Source organism: Streptomyces javensis, assembly GCF_039525925.1.
Taxonomy (GTDB): domain Bacteria; phylum Actinomycetota; class Actinomycetes; order Streptomycetales; family Streptomycetaceae; genus Streptomyces; species Streptomyces asiaticus.
This window is the reverse complement of the sequence record NZ_BAAAIF010000025.1, coordinates 56,591-72,543: the sequence shown is the minus strand read 5'-3', so window position 1 is coordinate 72,543 and position 15,953 is coordinate 56,591. Positions and strand designations below refer to the sequence as shown.

Sequence of the window (15,953 nt, the reverse complement as noted above, 5' to 3'; positions counted from 1 at the left end):
TCCCCCTGCCTTGGCGGAAGTCAGCTCCCGCCGCCCCCGTGGAGGCCGGCCGCCAACGGCCGTGCCCCCGCCGCATCCCCGCTGTCCAGTATGGCCGCGTTTCTGCGCAGTTTGTAGGGCGAGGGGCGGCTGCCCGGGCCGAGCCGTTCGACCGCCCGCATGATGTGCTTCGGCGGCAGCTGCCAGCGGGCGGTGGGCGGGATGCAGCGCAGCGCCCTGCCCATCGCGCGCAGCCTGCGGGTGACCACCCGTGGCGGGGGCGCGGGGCGCCCGTACAGCGCGTGGGCGTACGGGGGCAGGGTCCCGTAGGCGAGCGAGGCGAAGCGCCCCCAGATCACCTCGCGCGCCGGGACGAGCAGGGCATGGACCGGGGGCCGCCGCAGAAAGGCGTCCACCTCGCGGGCCTCCGGGGTGGCGGCGAGTTCGGGGCGCACCGTCGCGAAGTACGCGGCGAGCGCCGCCGTATCGGCCGGTACGTCGGCGGGGTCGAGGCCGACCAGCCGGGCGGACACCACGTTCTCGGCGACATAGGCGTCCGCCTGGGCGTCGGTGAGCGGATAGCCGGAGCGCCGCATCACCTGGAGGTAGGAGTCGATCTCGGCGCAGTGCACCCACAGCAGCAGCTCGGGCTCGTCGACACCGTGCCGGACCCCGGTGACCGGGTCGGTCAGGGAGAGCCTGCGGTGAATGCCCCGGACCTTGGCGCCCGCCCGCTCGGCCTCCTCGGTGGTGCCGTAGGTGATGGTGGCGACGAACCGCGCGGTGCGCAGCAACCGTCCCCAGGCGTCCTTGCGGAAGTCGGAGTTCTGGGTGACGCCGCGCACCGCGAGCGGATGCAGCGCCTGGAGGTACAGGGCGCGCACCCCCGCGATCCACATGACCGGGTCGCCGTGCATCTGCCAGGTGACCGACCGGGGGCCGTAGAGCCCCGGGTCGCCGTCCGGTCCGTCCCGCCGTATGGCCGCCGCCATGGCCACCACCTCCCGACGGCCAAGCCTACGGAGTGTCCGGCGGACCACACAGGAGCTTGGCCTCTGGACCCCGGGGTCTGGGGCGGAGCCCCAGTTTCGGGAAGGGGCGGGGAGGGGGTCGGCCCGCCGCAGGCGTCAAGATGCGCCGGACAAGCCCCAGGCGTCAACCGTCACCGGGGCGGGGCCGCCCGGGGCTCACTTCTTGAGCGGCTGGGTGAAGCGCAGCAGATTGCCCGCGGGGTCGCGGAAGGCGCAGTCGCGGACGCCGTAGGGCTGGTCCATGGGCTCCTGGAGCACCTCGCCGCCCGCGGCGCTGATGCGCTCGAAGGTGGCGTCGCAGTCGTCCGTCGCGAAGAGGACACCGCGCAGCAGGCCCTTGGCCAACAGCTCCGCCATGGTCTGTCTGTCGGCCGCCGAGGCGTTCGGGTCGGCGAGCGGCGGCTCCAGGACGATGCTCACGTCCGGCTGCGCGGGCGACCCGACCGTCACCCAGCGCATCCCCTCGAACCCGACGTCATTGCGCACTTCGAGGCCGAGCACATCGCGGTAGAAGGCGATCGCCTTGTCGTGGTCGTCGACGGCGATGAAGCATGTGGAAAGGGTGATGTCCATGCCGCTCACGCTACGGCCGCGCGGCGGGGTTCGCTTCTCCGTTCCTGACCGGTCGCGTGTGGATCTTGGCCATGCACGCCGGGATGACGGCGCCGTCGTCATGGCCGCGGGCCCGGTAGCTGCTCGGGCTCTCGCCGACCAGCTGTGTGAAGCGCGAGCTGAACGACCCCAGCGAGGTACAGCCCACCGCGACGCAGACCTCGGTCACCGTGAGGTCGCCGCGCCGCAGCAGCGCCTTGGCCCGCTCGATGCGGCGGGTCATCAGATAGCTGTACGGGGTCTCGCCGAAGGCGGCCCGGAAGCTGCGGGAGAAGTGGCCCGGTGACATCAGGGCGCCCCGCGCCAGCGCCGGGACGTCGAGCGGCTCGGCGTAGTCGCGGTCCATCCGGTCGCGGGCCCGCCGCAGCCGGACGAGGTCATCGAGATCCTGCCGTTTCACCGGCCCAGTTTCCCACAGCGGGAAACGGTCAAGAGGGGAACCGGTCAGGAATGAAGAAGCCCCGGTCACGGGGGTGCGGCTAGCGTCAAGCCATGATCTGGGAATCGGACGTATTGTTCGAAGCCGGTCAGGTCGATTCGGGCGACACCGGCGGGGGCCGCGGTAGGCGGCGCCCGCCCGAGACAGATGGAGACACCATGAGCAGGGCCACGGACAAGGACACGCGGTCGCCTGAGCCCCACGCCGCCGACAGCCACGATCTGATCCGGGTGCACGGCGCGCGCGAGAACAATCTCAAGGACGTGAGCATCGAGATCCCGAAGAGACGGCTGACGGTCTTCACCGGCGTCTCGGGCTCGGGCAAGAGCTCGCTGGTGTTCGACACCATCGCCGCCGAGTCGCAGCGGCTGATCAACGAGACCTACAGCGCCTTCCTCCAGGGCTTCATGCCGAACCTGGCGCGCCCCGAGGTCGATGTGCTCGACGGGCTGACCACGGCCATCACCGTCGATCAGCAGCGGATGGGCTCCGACCCCCGGTCCACCGTGGGCACCGCCACCGACGCCAACGCGATGCTGCGCATCCTCTTCAGCCGGCTCGGCACCCCGCACATCGGCCCGCCCGCCGCGTACTCCTTCAACGTGGCCTCGGTCTCGGCGACCGGTGGCTTCACGGTCGACCGCGGGACCGAGAAGACGAAGACCGAGAAGGTGAGCTTCAACCGCACCGGCGGCATGTGCACCCACTGCGAGGGCCGGGGCGCGGTCTCCGACATCGACCTCACCCAGCTGTACGACGACTCCAAGTCGCTCTCCGAGGACCCGTTCACCATCCCCACCTACACCGGGGACGGCTGGGTGGTGCGGGTCATCTCCGAGTCGGGCTTCTTCGACAAGGCCAAGCCGATCCGCGAGTACACCAAGAGGGAGCGGCACGACTTCCTCTACCGCGAGCCGACCAAGGTCAAGGTCAACGGGGTCAACCTCACCTACGAGGGTCTGATCCCGAAGCTCCAGAAGACCTTCCTGTCCAAGGACCGGGAGTCGATGCAGCCGCACATCCGGGCCTTCGTGGACCGGGCGGTCACCTTCGCCGAGTGCCCCGAGTGCGACGGCACCCGGCTCAGCGAACAGGCCCGCTCCTCCAGGATCGGCAAGGTCAACATCGCCGACGCGTGCGCGATGGAGATCCGCGACCTGGCCGGCTGGGTCCGCGGGCTCGAGGAGCCGTCGGTGGCACCGCTGCTCACCAAGCTCCAGCACACCCTGGACTCGTTCGTGGAGATCGGCCTCGGCTATCTCTCACTCGACCGGGCCTCGGGCACGCTCTCCGGCGGCGAGGCCCAGCGCACCAAGATGATCCGGCACCTCGGCTCCTCACTCACCGATGTCACCTACGTCTTCGACGAGCCCACCATCGGTCTGCACCCGCACGACATCCAGCGGATGAACAACCTGCTGCTGCGGCTGCGGGACAAGGGCAACACGGTGCTCGTGGTGGAGCACAAGCCGGAGACGATCGCCATCGCCGACCATGTCGTGGACCTCGGCCCCGGCGCCGGTACGGCGGGCGGCACCGTGTGCTTCGAGGGCACCGTCGAGGGGCTGCGGGCGAGCGACGGCGTCACCGGCCGCCATCTCGACGACCGGGCCACGCTCAAGGAGACGGTCCGCAAGGCCACCGGGCAACTGGAGATCCGCGGCGCCGACGCCAACAACCTGCGGGACGTCGACGTCGACATCCCGCTCGGGGTGCTCTGCGTCGTCACCGGCGTCGCGGGCTCCGGCAAGAGCTCGCTCGTCCACGGTTCCATCCCGGCCCCGGAGGGCGTGGTCTCGGTGGACCAGACCCCGATCAGGGGCTCGCGCCGGAGCAACCCGGCCACGTACACCGGGCTGCTGGACCCGATCCGCAAGGCGTTCGCGAAGGCCAACGGCGTCAAGCCGGCGCTGTTCAGCGCCAACTCCGAGGGCGCCTGCCCCACCTGCAACGGCGCCGGTGTCATCTACACCGACCTCGCGATCATGCAGAGTGTGGCCACCCCCTGCGAGGACTGCGAGGGCAAGCGGTTCAGCGCCTCGGTGCTGGAGTACCACCTGGGCGGCCGGGACATCAGCGAGGTGCTGGCGATGCCGGTGACCGAGGCCGAGGAGTTCTTCGGCAGCGGCGAGGCGCGCACCCCCGCGGCCCACAAGATCCTTCAGCGGATGACGGACGTCGGCCTCGGCTACCTCACCCTCGGCCAGCCGCTCACCACGCTGTCCGGTGGCGAGCGGCAGCGGCTCAAGCTGGCGGTCCACATGGCCGACAAGGGCGGGATCTACGTCCTCGACGAGCCGACCACCGGGCTGCACCTCGCCGATGTCGAGCAGCTGCTCGGGCTGCTGGACCGGCTCGTGGACTCCGGCAAGTCGGTCATCGTCATCGAGCACCACCAGGCCGTCATGGCGCACGCCGACTGGATCGTCGACCTCGGCCCCGGCGCCGGTCACGACGGTGGCCGGGTCGTCTTCGAGGGCACCCCGGCCGACCTCGTGGCCGCCCGGTCCACCCTCACCGGTGAGCACCTCGCGGCGTACGTCGGCGGCTGACCGGGGCAGTCTCCACCTGCACCTGCACCGGCACCGGCACCGGGCCCGGCGCCGGGCCCCTCGCGGGAAAGCGCCGCCGGGCGGCGGCTCAGCGGCGCACCCGTGGCATCCCCAGCCCGATCCAGGAGATGATCTCCCGCTGGACCTCGTTGTTGCCGCCGCCGAAGGTGAAGACGACGCTGCTGCGGTAGCCGCGCTCCAGCTCGCCGTGGAGGACCTCGCCCGCCGAGCCCTCCTTGAGCGGGCCGGCGGCGCCGACGATCTCCATCAGCCAGGCGTAGGCGTCGCGGCGCGCCTCGGAGCCGTACACCTTGACGGCGGAGGCATCCTGCGGGGTGAGGGCCTCCCGCTCGAGGGCCTCCACCATCTGCCAGTTGAGCAGCTTCATGGCGTCCAGCCGGGCGTGGGTGCGGGCCAGCCGGCCGCGCACCCAGCCCAGGTCGATCACCCGGCGGCCGTCGGGGAGCTTGGTGTCGGCGGCCCACTGGCGGACGCCGCGCAGGGCGCGGATGGCCATGGTGCCGTGGGCGGCGAGGGTGACCCGCTCGTAGTTGAGCTGGGTGGTGATCATGCGCCAGCCCTCGTTCTCGGCGCCGACGCGGCGGGTGGCCGGGACACGGATGTTCTCGTAGTAGCTGGCGGTGGTGTCGTGCGAGGCGAGGGTCTTGATGAGGGTGGCGGAGTAGCCGGGGTCGTCGGTCGGGACCAGCAGGATGCTGATGCCCTTGTGGGGTTTGGCGTCGGGGTCGGTGCGGACCGCGAGCCAGACCCAGTCGGCGGTGTCGCCGTTGGTGGTCCAGGTCTTCTGGCCGTTGACGATGTAGTCGTCGCCGTCGCGCTCCGCCCGGGTCTTGAGCGAGGCGAGGTCGGTACCGGCGTCGGGCTCGCTGTAGCCGATCGCGAAGTCGATCTCGCCGGAGAGGACCTTGGGCAGGAAGTACGCCTTCTGCTCCTCGGTGCCGAACCGCATGATGGTGGGCCCGACGGTGTTGAGGGCCATCAGCGGCAGCGGCACCCCGGCCTGGGCCGCCTCGTCGAAGAAGATGAACTGCTCGACCGGGCCGAGCCCCCGCCCGCCGTACTCCTCGGGCCAGCCCACCCCCAGCCAGCCGTCGGTGCCGAGCCGGCGGATGGTCTCGCGGTAGAACCGCTTCTGCCCGCTGGAGTCGGCGTAGCGTGCGTAGGCGTCATCGGGGACCAGTTCGGCGAAGTACGCGCGCAGTTCATCGCGCAACCGCCGCTGATCAGGGGTGTATTCGAGGTCCACGGCCCCTCCTGGAGTCTCGCGTGCGCCATGACGGCGGGCTGGGAGCGTCCTGGGATCGAGGGGCACGGTAGAACGTGTTCCAACAATACGGAAGGGCCGTGGACCGGGCCGGTCGGCCCGGTCCACGGCCTCAGGTCTCAGCCCTCCGCCCCGGGCGGGGTGTCGTCGCCGCCCGGCCGTAGGACCCGTACCGGCTGGCCAGGGCGCCAGGTGCGCAGCACCATCCGCCCGTCCTCCAGGGCGGTGTGCACCACCTCGGTCACCTCGGCGCGGAAGAGGTGGAAGGGCTCGGGCGGGTGGACCTCCTCGGCGAAGCGGGCGAGCGTCCCGGGGTCGGTCACCTCGACCGCCCGGCCGCTCACCCGGACATCGCCCTCGGTCAGGTCCTCGCCGGGACCGGGGTTGGCCTGTACCGAGAACCGGGGATCGCGGCGCAGGTCCAGCGCCTTGCGCGACTCCGGCATCATGCCCAGCCACAACTCGCCGGAGAGGAAGTTCACTTCGAGCGGGGTCACTCGCGGGGAGCCGTCCTGGCGCAGGGTGGCCAGCACATGGTGGCGGTAGCGCCGGAAGCGGTCCTGGGCGTAGTCGGCGAAGGCGGGCTCGGCCGCCGCGAATCCGGCCCAGCTGGTGGTCGGGTAGGACATCGTCATGGCGCCCATGCTCGGACCGTTTCCGGACGTCTCCTGTCGGGATTTCCGGGCTTCCCACTCCCGCGCCTGGTCCGGGGGCAGATACGCGTTCCACTCGGTGCCCGGCAGCGGATAGGCGACCCAGGTGCGGGCGTAGGCCGGGGGCCGGGCCCGGCCGCGCCGCAGCAGCAGCGCGGTCGGCTCCCGGGCGGCGCGGCGCAGCAGCGAGGGCAGGGTGGTGGACCGGTTGTTCCCGCTGGTCTGGGCGGAGGAGCAGCCCGCGTGGTACGCGACGGGCAGGGCGCGGTCGCCGGTCACCAGGCAGGGCGGCCGCAGCCCGAGCCCCTGGAGCCCCTTGGCGGCGGTGCGATAGCGGCCGGTGGTGGCGTCGGACTGCCTGGCGGTGTGGTCGAGGATGACGAACTGGCTCGCCAGATGGAGCGTGATGATCACCCCGAGGGCGACCGCCAGGTGCTGCGGTGACCGCGCGGCCCGTACGGCGCGGAACACCAGCCCGGCGATCGGCAGCGCCAGCAGCGCGTACGAGGGCATCAGGAAGCGCGGTGCGGAGTAGCCGATGAGCAGCAGATACGGCAGGGCGAGGGTGGCCGCGCAGGCGATGGGCAGGACGGTGAGCGGTACGGCGGGGGGCCGGACGGCCGGGCGGCCGAGCCCCACCCGCACCCGGCGCAGCTCCTGGCGGTCGCGCAGGGCGGTGTGCACGGCGAGGAGGGTCAGCACGGGCAGCGCCAGCCACCACACCGTCAGCTCCGGATGGCGCAGCGGCACCTCGCAGGGGCGGCACAGCTGGGGTCCGTTGAGGCTGCGCAGTGCGGCGCCGACGCTGAAGTGGAGGCCCATACCGCCCTCGACGTCGCTGGAGACGTTCAGCCGTTCCCCGATGCCGCCGAAGCGGTCGTACGCCTCGCCGATCCACTGGGCGGCGCCGAGCAGCGGTCCGCCGATCAGCGGAAGCAGGGCGGGCCGCCAGGTGCGCACCCCGATCGCGCCGATCAGCAGCGGCAGGGTGAGCCATCCCCCGTCGGGGGTGCGCACCAGGGTGACGCCCGCGAGGACGGCGGCCAGCCACCAGCGGGCGTTCGGTTCGTCCGGCACCCGGAGGAACCAGCCGACGGCGGCGACGGCGCCGATCGCCACCCAGAGGTTGGGCATCACCGCGGGCCCGCTGATCTGGGTGATCCACAGCCCGGAGAACAGCAGCGCGGCCAGGGCCACCTGGGGCGCGGGCAGCAGCCGGGTCCAGACCCGGAAGGCGGCGTAGAGCGCTCCCGCGGACAGCAGCATCAGCAGGATCCGCAGCGCCGGAATGGAGTCGGTGGCGGAGACGAGCGGCGCGACCAGGAGACTGACGCCGCGCGAGCGGGGTGCGCTGAAGTACGCGGGCGGGGTGCGCGGATCGACCTGGGAGACATACACGGACTCGTCCCAGCCCAGCGCGTGGCCGGTGTGCGGGATCACCATGGCGAGCTGGACCACGGCGTATCCGATGGCGACCAGGCCGAGCCAGGGGGCCGGACGACGGTACCGCCGCGGCGGGCGGGGCTGGGGGCGCGGGGGCAGAACGGCGGCCGCCGGCGCGGCAGTATTCTCCATGCGCGCACCATATGATGACTATGTACCTTTTTCGTCCTATTAGGCCGTTCGGCTCAGTGTCCAAGGGGTGCCAGGGACGCGGCGGATCCGTACGCTGTTGCAGCGGTGCACACCCCCATCCGGCGGAGGACGGACACACCTATGAAAATGCTCATCAACGTCCCCGAGACCGTGGTCCCCGACGCGCTGCGCGGACTGGCCGCCTGCCACCCCGAGCTGATCGTCGACGTCGACAACCGGGTGATCGTCCGGCGGGACGCGCCGGTCGAGGACAAGGTGGGGCTGGTCTCCGGCGGCGGCTCGGGGCATGAACCGCTGCACGGCGGTTTCGTGGGCCCCGGCATGCTCGACGCCGCCTGCCCCGGCGAGGTGTTCACCTCCCCCGTACCGGATCAGATGGTGCGCGCGGCGGCCGCGGTGGACAGCGGCAAGGGCGTGCTGTTCATCGTCAAGAACTACACGGGCGACGTACTCAACTTCGACATGGCCGCCGAGCTCGCCGAGGACGAGGGCATCCAGGTCGCCAAGGTCCTGGTCAACGATGACGCGGCGGTCACCGACAGCCTCTACACGGCGGGCCGGCGCGGCACCGGCGCCACCCTGTTCGTGGAGAAGATCGCGGGCGCGGCGGCCGACGAGGGCGCGCCGCTGGAGCGGGTGGAGTCGATCGCCCGGCGGGTGAACGACCTCTCGCGGAGCTTCGGTGTGGCGCTCAGCGCCTGCTCCACCCCGGCCAAGGGCGGTCCCACCTTCGATCTGCCCTCCGGCGAGCTGGAGCTGGGCGTGGGCATCCACGGCGAGCCGGGGCGTGAGCGGCGGGCGATGATGACCTCCCACGAGATCGCCGACTACGCGGTGGAGGTGGTGGTCGAGGACCTGCGCCCGGACAGCCCGGTGCTGCTGCTCGTCAACGGCATGGGGGCGACCCCGCAGCTGGAGCTGTACGGCTTCGCCGCCGAGGTGCACCGGGCGCTCGGCGAGCGCCGGGTGGCGGTGGCGCGTACGCTCGTCGGCAACTACGTCACATCACTCGACATGGCGGGCGCTTCGATCACGCTGTGCCAGGTCGACGAGGACCTCCTGCGGCTGTGGGACGCGCCCGTGCGGACCGCCGGGCTGCGCTGGGGCGCCTGAGGCCGGCCGGCCCCCGATACGTACGCTGTCGCCGTTGGCTACACCCCGAGGAGGCGTCTGTGTCCAGCAGTGAACCCGCCGTCGACGACGTGCTCGACACCCCTTTCTTCCTCCGATGGCTCACCGCCGCGGCCACGTCCGTGAGCCGTGAGGCGGCCCGTCTCACCGACCTGGACTCCGCGATCGGCGACGCCGACCACGGCACCAATATGCAGCGCGGCTTCGCCGCCGTGTCCGAGGCGCTGGAGAAGGAGCCCCCGGGCTCGCCCGGGGCCGCGCTCATCCTGGCCGGGCGCCAGCTGATCTCCAAGGTGGGTGGGGCCTCCGGACCGCTCTACGGGACGCTGCTGCGGCGGGCCGGCAAGGCGCTCGGCGACGCCGAGCAGATCACCCCGCAGCAGCTGGCGGACGCGCTGCGGGCCGGGGTGGACGCGGTGGCGCAGCTCGGCGGCGCCGCACCCGGCGACAAGACGATGCTGGACGCGCTGCTCCCCGCCGTCGAGGCGCTGGGCGGGGGCACCGGGTCGTTCGCGGCCGCGGGCGAGGCCGCCGAGAAGGGGGCGCTGGCCACCGTGCCGATGCTGGCCCGCAAGGGCAGGGCCAGCTATCTGGGTGAGCGCAGCGTCGGCCACCAGGACCCGGGCGCCACCTCCTCGGCACTGATCATCGGCGCACTGGCGGAGGCGGCCCGATGACCGACGAGAGCGGGAAGGTCGGCATAGTCCTGGTGTCGCACAGCGCGGCGGTGGCCGACTCCGTCGCCGAGCTGGCGAAGGCGCTGTCCGGCGGCGGCACGGCACCGGTCCGCGCCGCGGGCGGCACCGCGGACGGCGGCTTCGGCACCAGCCCGGAGCTGATAGCGGAGGCGGCCCAGGCGGTCGACCGGGGCGCCGGAGTGGCGGTCCTGGTGGACCTGGGCAGCGCGGTCCTGTCCGTCAAGGCGCTGCTGGCCGAGGGCGACGAACTGCCCGACGGCACCCGATTGGTGGACGCGCCGCTCGTGGAGGGCGCGGTCGCGGCGCTCGTCACGGCCTCCACCGGGGCGGATGTGGAGGCGGTGCTCCAGGCGGCCTCGGAGGCGTACGACTACCGCAAGGTCTGATACCGCCGCACGCCATGGAACGGGCCCCGCCGGTGACGGCGGGGCCCCGTTCCGTCCGGGTCCTCTTCCCACTGACTCCTGTTCAGCCTTCAACGAACACTCCGGGCCCATATTGCGCCGCCGCTTATTCCGCTGATACTCCGCGCGTACGGGGCGAGTTGCCCGGTTTCGGACCGCTCGGGGCACGGTGACAGCACCCCGCCCCCTTCGGCCGTCAAGTGATAGGCGCGATACCAGAACGGGCTTCCGAATCCGTCGATCTTGCGTCTAGACTGCTCATGTCCGAGTGGGGGGACCGGCGGCACTCAGGGGGAATAAAATGGGCGTAATTGAGTGTGCCCGCGCACATCTGGCATCCATCGAACCGATGATGTCCACGCGGGTGTCGCACCGACCGTGGCCCCTTTGCGGCCCGGCCAGGATTCCACGCGCGGAAATGACCACGCCGCGCCGACCGCACGATTCCCTGAGCGTCTGATCTCCGCGCCCGCCACGGGCGTTCGACATATCGACCATGGGCGGTGGTCGTGTCTCACGCCTGCCTTCATGGTGCCGCACAGAGCACGGACGGCAATCCATCTTTTTCCATACAAAGCAAGGGTTTCCGCGTGCCTGTTTTCTTCTCCTTAATCAACGGATTTCGACATTTCGACGTGGAGGAGTCAGTCGCATGACCACACCCACGCTCAGCCCCGGCCGCTTGGATGCGGATACCGTCCGTGAGTCGGTGGACGTCGTACTCGAAGATTTCCTGACGGCCAAGGCCCACACCACCCCGCAACACCATCTGCCGTATCTCTCCGGGCTGCTCAAGGATTTCCTGTCCGGTGGAAAACGCATACGGCCGCTGTTGTGTGTCACCGGCTGGCAGGCCGTCGGCGGCGGCGAGGACACCGAGACGGTGTTCCGGGTGGCCGCCTGCCTGGAGATGTTCCACGCCTTCGCGCTGATCCACGACGACGTCATGGACGACAGCGACACCCGCCGCGGCCGGCCGACCATCCATCGCACCCTGGCCGCGCTGTGCGCCACCGACCGCAGGCCCGAGCAGATCGAGCGGTTCGGGGTCAGCGGGGCGGTGCTGCTCGGCGACCTCGCCCTCACCTGGTCCGACGAGCTCCTGCACTCCGCCGGTCTGACGCCCGTCCAGTTCGACGCCGTACTGCCGCTGCTGTCGGAGATGCGCACCGAGGTGATGCTGGGCCAGTACCTCGATCTGCAAGCCACCGGGGAGCTGACGGACGACGTCGAGGCCACCCTCACGGTCAACCGGTACAAGACCGCCAAGTACACCATCGAGCGTCCGCTGCACGTCGGAGCCGCCATCGCGGGCGCCGGCCCGGAGGCCATGGAGGCGTTCACCGCCTACGCCCTGCCGCTCGGCGAGGCGTTCCAGCTCCGCGACGATCTGCTGGGCGTGTACGGCGATCCGGAGTCGACCGGCAAGTCCCAGCTGGACGATCTGCGGGCCGGGAAGAACACCACCCTGATCGCGCTCGCCCTGCGCGGCTCGGACAGCGTCCAGGCGGCGCGGCTGCGCAGCCTCATCGGCAATCCGCTGCTGGACGAGCGGGACGCCGCGACCATTCAGGAGATCTTCGCCGCCACCACCGCCCGGGATGCCGTCGAGCAGATGATCGACGACCGCCGGACACAGGCCCTGCGGGCCCTCGACGACGCCCCATTCACCGCGGACGCGGTCAACGCGCTGAAGCAGATCGCCCGCATGGCCACTGTGAGGAACTCATGACGACAGGACTTTCCACGGCCGGGGCCCAGGACATCAACCGGAACAGCGTCCGCCCGTACCTGGAGGAGTGCACCCGCCGCTTCCAGGAGATGTTCGACCGCCATGTCGTCACCCGGCCCACCAAGGTCGAATTGACCGACGCCGAACTGCGCGAGGTCATAGACGACTGCAACGCCGCGGTGGCCCCGCTCGGCAAATCGGTATCCGATGAGCGCTGGATCTCCTATGTGGGGGTGGTGCTCTGGTCCCAGAGCCCCCGTCATATCAAGGACATGGAGGCGTTCAAGGCCGTCTGCGTCCTGAACTGCGTGACGTTCGTGTGGGACGACATGGATCCCGCCCTCCACGACTTCGGCCTCTTCCTGCCCCAGCTGCGCAAGATCTGCGAGAAGTACTACAGCCCCGAGGACGCGGAGGTCGCGTACGAGGCGGCACGCGCCTTCGTCACCAGTGACCATATGTTCCGCGACTCGCCCATCAAGGCGGCGCTGTGCACCACGTCCCCGGAGCAGTATTTCCGTTTCCGGGTCACCGACATCGGCGTCGACTTCTGGATGAAGATGTCGTATCCGATCTACCGGCATCCGGAGTTCACCGAACACGCCAAGACGAGCCTGGCCGCGCGCATGACCACCCGCGGACTCACCATCGTCAACGACTTCTACTCCTATGACCGCGAGGTCTCCCTGGGCCAGATCACCAACTGTTTCCGGCTCTGCGATGTGAGCGATGAGACGGCGTTCAAGGAGTTCTTCCAGGCCCGGCTCGATGACATGATCGAGGACATCGAGTGCATCAAGGCGTTCGACCAGCTGACGCAGGACGTCTTCCTCGATCTGATCTACGGCAACTTCGTCTGGACCACCAGCAACAAGCGCTACAAGACGGCCGTCAACGACGTCAACTCCCGCATCCAGTGACGGAACGGGGACCCGTGACTCCCGCGAAGAGCTCCGCACAGCCGGAGCGCTCCTGGACCACCGGCACGGCGCCCGGCTCGGTGCCGCTGCTGGGGCACACCCTGGCGCTCTGGCGCCGTCCGCTCCAGTTCCTGGCCTCCCTGCCCGCCCACGGCGATCTGGTGGAGGTCAGGCTGGGGCCCAGCCGCGCCTATCTGGCCTGCCATCCCGAGCTGGTCCGTCAGGTGCTGCTCAATCCCCGGGTGTTCGACAAGGGCGGGGTCTTCGACAAGGCGCGGCAGCTGCTCGGGAACAGCCTCTCGGTCTCCCGGGGCGAGGACCACCGCTACCAGCGGCGGATGATCCAGCCCGCGTTCCACACCCCGAAGATCGCCGCCTACACCGCCGCGGTCGCCGATGACACCCGCGCCGCGATCGGCTCCTGGGAGCCGGGGCGCACCCTGGACATCAGCGACACCATGCACGCCCTGCTGATGCGGGTGGCCGCGCGGACGCTGTTCTCCACCGGGATCGACGAGGCGACGATCGACGAGGCGCGCCACTGTCTGCGCATCGTCTCGGACGGCATCTACAAGCGCACGATGGCGCCTTTGGGGATCATGGAGAAGCTCCCCACCCCGGGCAACCGGCGCTATGACCGGGCCAATGCCCGGCTGCGGCAGATCGTGGACGAGATGATCCGCGAGCGCCGGCGCTCCGGCGCCGACCACGGCGATCTGCTCTCCACGCTGCTGCGCGCCGAACACCCGGAGACCGGTAAGGGCCTCGACGACGGCGAGGTCCTCGACCAGGTGGTCACCTTCCTGGTGGCCGGGAGCGAGACCACCGCCTCGACCCTGGCCTTCGTCTTCCATCTCCTGGGCGCCCACCCGGAGGTGGAGAAGCGGGTGCACGCCGAGATCGACGAGGTCCTGGCGGGCCGTTCGCCCACCTTCGAGGACCTGCCGTCCCTGGAGTACACCCGCGGGGTCATCACCGAGTCACTGCGGCTGTATCCGCCGTCCTGGATGGCGATGCGGGTCACGGCGGCCGAGACCGAACTCGGCGGCCGGACCGTACCGGCGGGCACGATGATCCTCTACAGCGCCCAGGCACTGCACCACAACCCCGAACTGTTCCCCGACCCCGAGCGGTTCGACCCCGAGCGCTGGCTCGGCGATCGCGCCAAGGAGGTGGAGCGCGGGGCGCTGCTCCCGTTCGGCGCGGGCAGCCACAAGTGCATCGGGGACGTCCTGGCGCTGACCGAGACCGCGCTGATCGTGGCGACGATCGCGAGCCGGTGGCGTCTCCGTCCGGTGCCCGGGACGACGTTGCGCCCCGAGCCGAAGGCGACGCTCGAACCCGGCCCGCTGCCCATGGTGTGCGAGCCGCGCTGATGACGTCCGGTCCGGGGTCCGCCCCGGACCGGACGCCCCGCACCTTCCGTACCCCACCTCGCGAGTGAAGGACGTCTTCCGCATGAGGACCGCGCAGCAACCGGCGACGCGCCACTGGCGGCACGCCGTCGCCCCCGGCGGGCTTCCGCTGGCCGGCCATGCCCTGCTCATGGCCCGCAAACCGCTTCAGTTCCTGGCCTCACTGCCCGCCCACGGCGATCTGGTCGAGCTCCGGCTGGGACCCCGGCCGGTCTATCTGCCCTGTCATCCCGAACTGATCCAGCAGGTGCTGGTGAACGCGCGGGTCTACGACACCGGCGGGCCGGTCAAGGAGAAGGCCAAGCCCATCCTGGGCAACGGCCTGATCACCTCCGACTGGGCGGACCACCGGCGGCAGCGCCGGCTGGTGCAGCCCGCCTTCCACACCGCCCGCATCGCCAAGTACGCCGAGGTGATGGAGCGGGAGTGCGAGGCCGAGTCGACGGCGTGGACGGCGCGCCGGCCCATCGACGTCAGCCACGAGATGCTCGCGCTCACCGCGCGGGTGACCGCCCGTGCGCTCTTCTCGACCAATATGGCGCCGCATGCCGTGGCCGAGATCCAGCACTGTCTGCCCATCGTCGTGGAGGGCGCCTACCGGCAGGCGATCGACCCCACCGGGCTGCTGGCCAAGCTCCCGCTCGCGGCGAACCGGCGCTTCGACGACGCGCTCGCCCGGCTCAACCAGCTCATCGACCGCATGATCGACGACTACCGGGCGTCGGACGACGGCGACCGCGGCGATGTGCTGTCCGCGCTCTTCGCGGCGCAGGACGACGAGACCGGCGGCACGATGTCGGACCAGGAGATCCACGACCAGGTCATGACCCTGCTGCTGGCCGGGATCGAGACCACCGCCTCCGCGCTGACCTGGGCCTGGTTCCTGCTCGGCCGCAATCCCCGGGCCGAGGCCGCGCTGCACGCCGAGGTCGACGAGGTGCTGGGCGGGCGCGCCCCGGCTTACGCCGACGTCCCCCGGCTCGCGTACACCCAACGGGTGTTCAGCGAGGCGCTGCGGCTCTTCCCGCCCGCGTGGCTGTTCACCCGGACCACCACCGAGACCACCGAGCTCGGCGGGCGGCGGCTGCCCCCGGCGTCGGACGTGCTGATCAGCCCGTATGTGCTGCACCGCGATCCGGCCCTCTTCCCCCGCCCGGAGTCCTTCGACCCGGACCGGTGGCTCCCCGAGCGGGCCAAGGAGGTGACGCGCGGCTCGTATCTGCCGTTCGGCGGCGGCAGCCGGAAGTGCATCGGCGATGTCTTCGGCATGACGGAGGCGACGCTCGCCCTGGCCGCGATCGCGGGCCGCTGGCGGATGCGCCCGATTCCGGGGACGAAGATCCGGCCCAGGCCGCAGATGAGCCTCACGGCCGGTCCGCTGCGGATGATTCCGGAACCACGCTGAACGCCGGGCCCCACAGGCGCCGCGGACCGCGGTGGGTGGCCACCGCGGTCCGCCGAGCCGGGGTGGTTCGTCGAGTGTTCCTGGCCGGGACGGTTCGGCGA

13 protein-coding genes are annotated in these 15,953 nt (G+C 70.9%); 8 read left to right on the top strand and 5 right to left on the bottom strand.

What is annotated here, in order from left to right; all coding sequences use genetic code 11:
- Positions 1-20 precede the first annotated feature (20 nt).
- The 3 genes from ABD329_RS22810 to ABD329_RS22800 all read right to left on the bottom strand — a co-directional run bounded on the left by ABD329_RS22810 (position 21) and on the right by ABD329_RS22800 (position 2,022).
- Positions 21-971 carry an oxygenase MpaB family protein gene (locus tag ABD329_RS22810; RefSeq protein WP_198279050.1) on the bottom strand — a complete coding sequence of 317 codons (951 nt, stop codon included), beginning with the start codon at positions 969-971 and terminating at the stop codon, positions 21-23.
- Between the two features lie 195 nt (positions 972-1,166).
- Complete coding sequence (locus ABD329_RS22805) at positions 1,167-1,583, bottom strand: VOC family protein (protein WP_198281470.1); 417 nt, start codon at positions 1,581-1,583, stop codon at positions 1,167-1,169.
- Between the two features lie 10 nt (positions 1,584-1,593).
- The gene (locus tag ABD329_RS22800) at positions 1,594-2,022 is read right to left on the bottom strand and encodes a helix-turn-helix transcriptional regulator (RefSeq protein ID WP_198281469.1); all 429 of its coding nucleotides are present in this window, start codon (positions 2,020-2,022) and stop codon (positions 1,594-1,596) included.
- Between the two features lie 197 nt (positions 2,023-2,219).
- On the opposite strand from ABD329_RS22800, the gene ABD329_RS22795 reads away from it, so the two are divergent.
- Positions 2,220-4,613: an ATP-binding cassette domain-containing protein gene (locus ABD329_RS22795; RefSeq protein WP_198281468.1), complete on the top strand. Its 2,394-nt coding sequence runs from the start codon at positions 2,220-2,222 to the stop codon at positions 4,611-4,613.
- A gap of 88 nt (positions 4,614-4,701) precedes the next feature.
- Here the strand turns inward: ABD329_RS22795 and ABD329_RS22790 are convergent, their stop codons facing one another.
- Both ABD329_RS22790 and ABD329_RS22785 read right to left on the bottom strand, forming a co-directional pair.
- Positions 4,702-5,880, bottom strand: a complete 1,179-nt coding sequence (locus ABD329_RS22790) for an acyl-CoA dehydrogenase family protein (RefSeq protein WP_344316826.1) — start codon at positions 5,878-5,880, stop codon at positions 4,702-4,704.
- A gap of 137 nt (positions 5,881-6,017) precedes the next feature.
- A complete protein-coding gene (locus ABD329_RS22785) occupies positions 6,018-8,126 on the bottom strand; it encodes a pyridoxamine 5'-phosphate oxidase family protein (protein ID WP_344316825.1) in 2,109 nt (702 codons plus the stop codon).
- Between the two features lie 141 nt (positions 8,127-8,267).
- Between ABD329_RS22785 and dhaK the strand changes: the two genes are divergently transcribed.
- The 7 genes from dhaK to ABD329_RS22750 all read left to right on the top strand — a co-directional run bounded on the left by dhaK (position 8,268) and on the right by ABD329_RS22750 (position 15,852).
- On the top strand, positions 8,268-9,260 hold the full coding sequence (dhaK, locus tag ABD329_RS22780) for a dihydroxyacetone kinase subunit DhaK (protein WP_198277248.1): 993 nt from the start codon (positions 8,268-8,270) through the stop codon (positions 9,258-9,260).
- 59 nt (positions 9,261-9,319) lie between these two features.
- Positions 9,320-9,955 carry a dihydroxyacetone kinase subunit DhaL gene (gene dhaL / locus ABD329_RS22775; protein WP_309142723.1) on the top strand — a complete coding sequence of 212 codons (636 nt, stop codon included), beginning with the start codon at positions 9,320-9,322 and terminating at the stop codon, positions 9,953-9,955.
- Positions 9,952-10,362, top strand: a complete 411-nt coding sequence (gene dhaM, locus ABD329_RS22770; protein WP_020873511.1) for a dihydroxyacetone kinase phosphoryl donor subunit DhaM — start codon at positions 9,952-9,954, stop codon at positions 10,360-10,362. Before dhaL ends, dhaM begins: the two co-directional genes overlap by 4 nt.
- Positions 10,363-11,032: 670 nt before the next feature.
- Complete coding sequence (locus ABD329_RS22765; RefSeq protein ID WP_198277249.1) at positions 11,033-12,112, top strand: polyprenyl synthetase family protein; 1,080 nt, start codon at positions 11,033-11,035, stop codon at positions 12,110-12,112.
- Positions 12,109-13,032: a terpene synthase family protein gene (locus ABD329_RS22760; protein WP_198277250.1), complete on the top strand. Its 924-nt coding sequence runs from the start codon at positions 12,109-12,111 to the stop codon at positions 13,030-13,032. Before ABD329_RS22765 ends, ABD329_RS22760 begins: the two co-directional genes overlap by 4 nt.
- A gap of 14 nt (positions 13,033-13,046) precedes the next feature.
- Positions 13,047-14,408: a cytochrome P450 gene (locus ABD329_RS22755; RefSeq protein ID WP_198277251.1), complete on the top strand. Its 1,362-nt coding sequence runs from the start codon at positions 13,047-13,049 to the stop codon at positions 14,406-14,408.
- 82 nt (positions 14,409-14,490) lie between these two features.
- The gene (locus ABD329_RS22750; RefSeq protein WP_198277252.1) at positions 14,491-15,852 is read left to right on the top strand and encodes a cytochrome P450; all 1,362 of its coding nucleotides are present in this window, start codon (positions 14,491-14,493) and stop codon (positions 15,850-15,852) included.
- Positions 15,853-15,953: the final 101 nt, after the last annotated feature.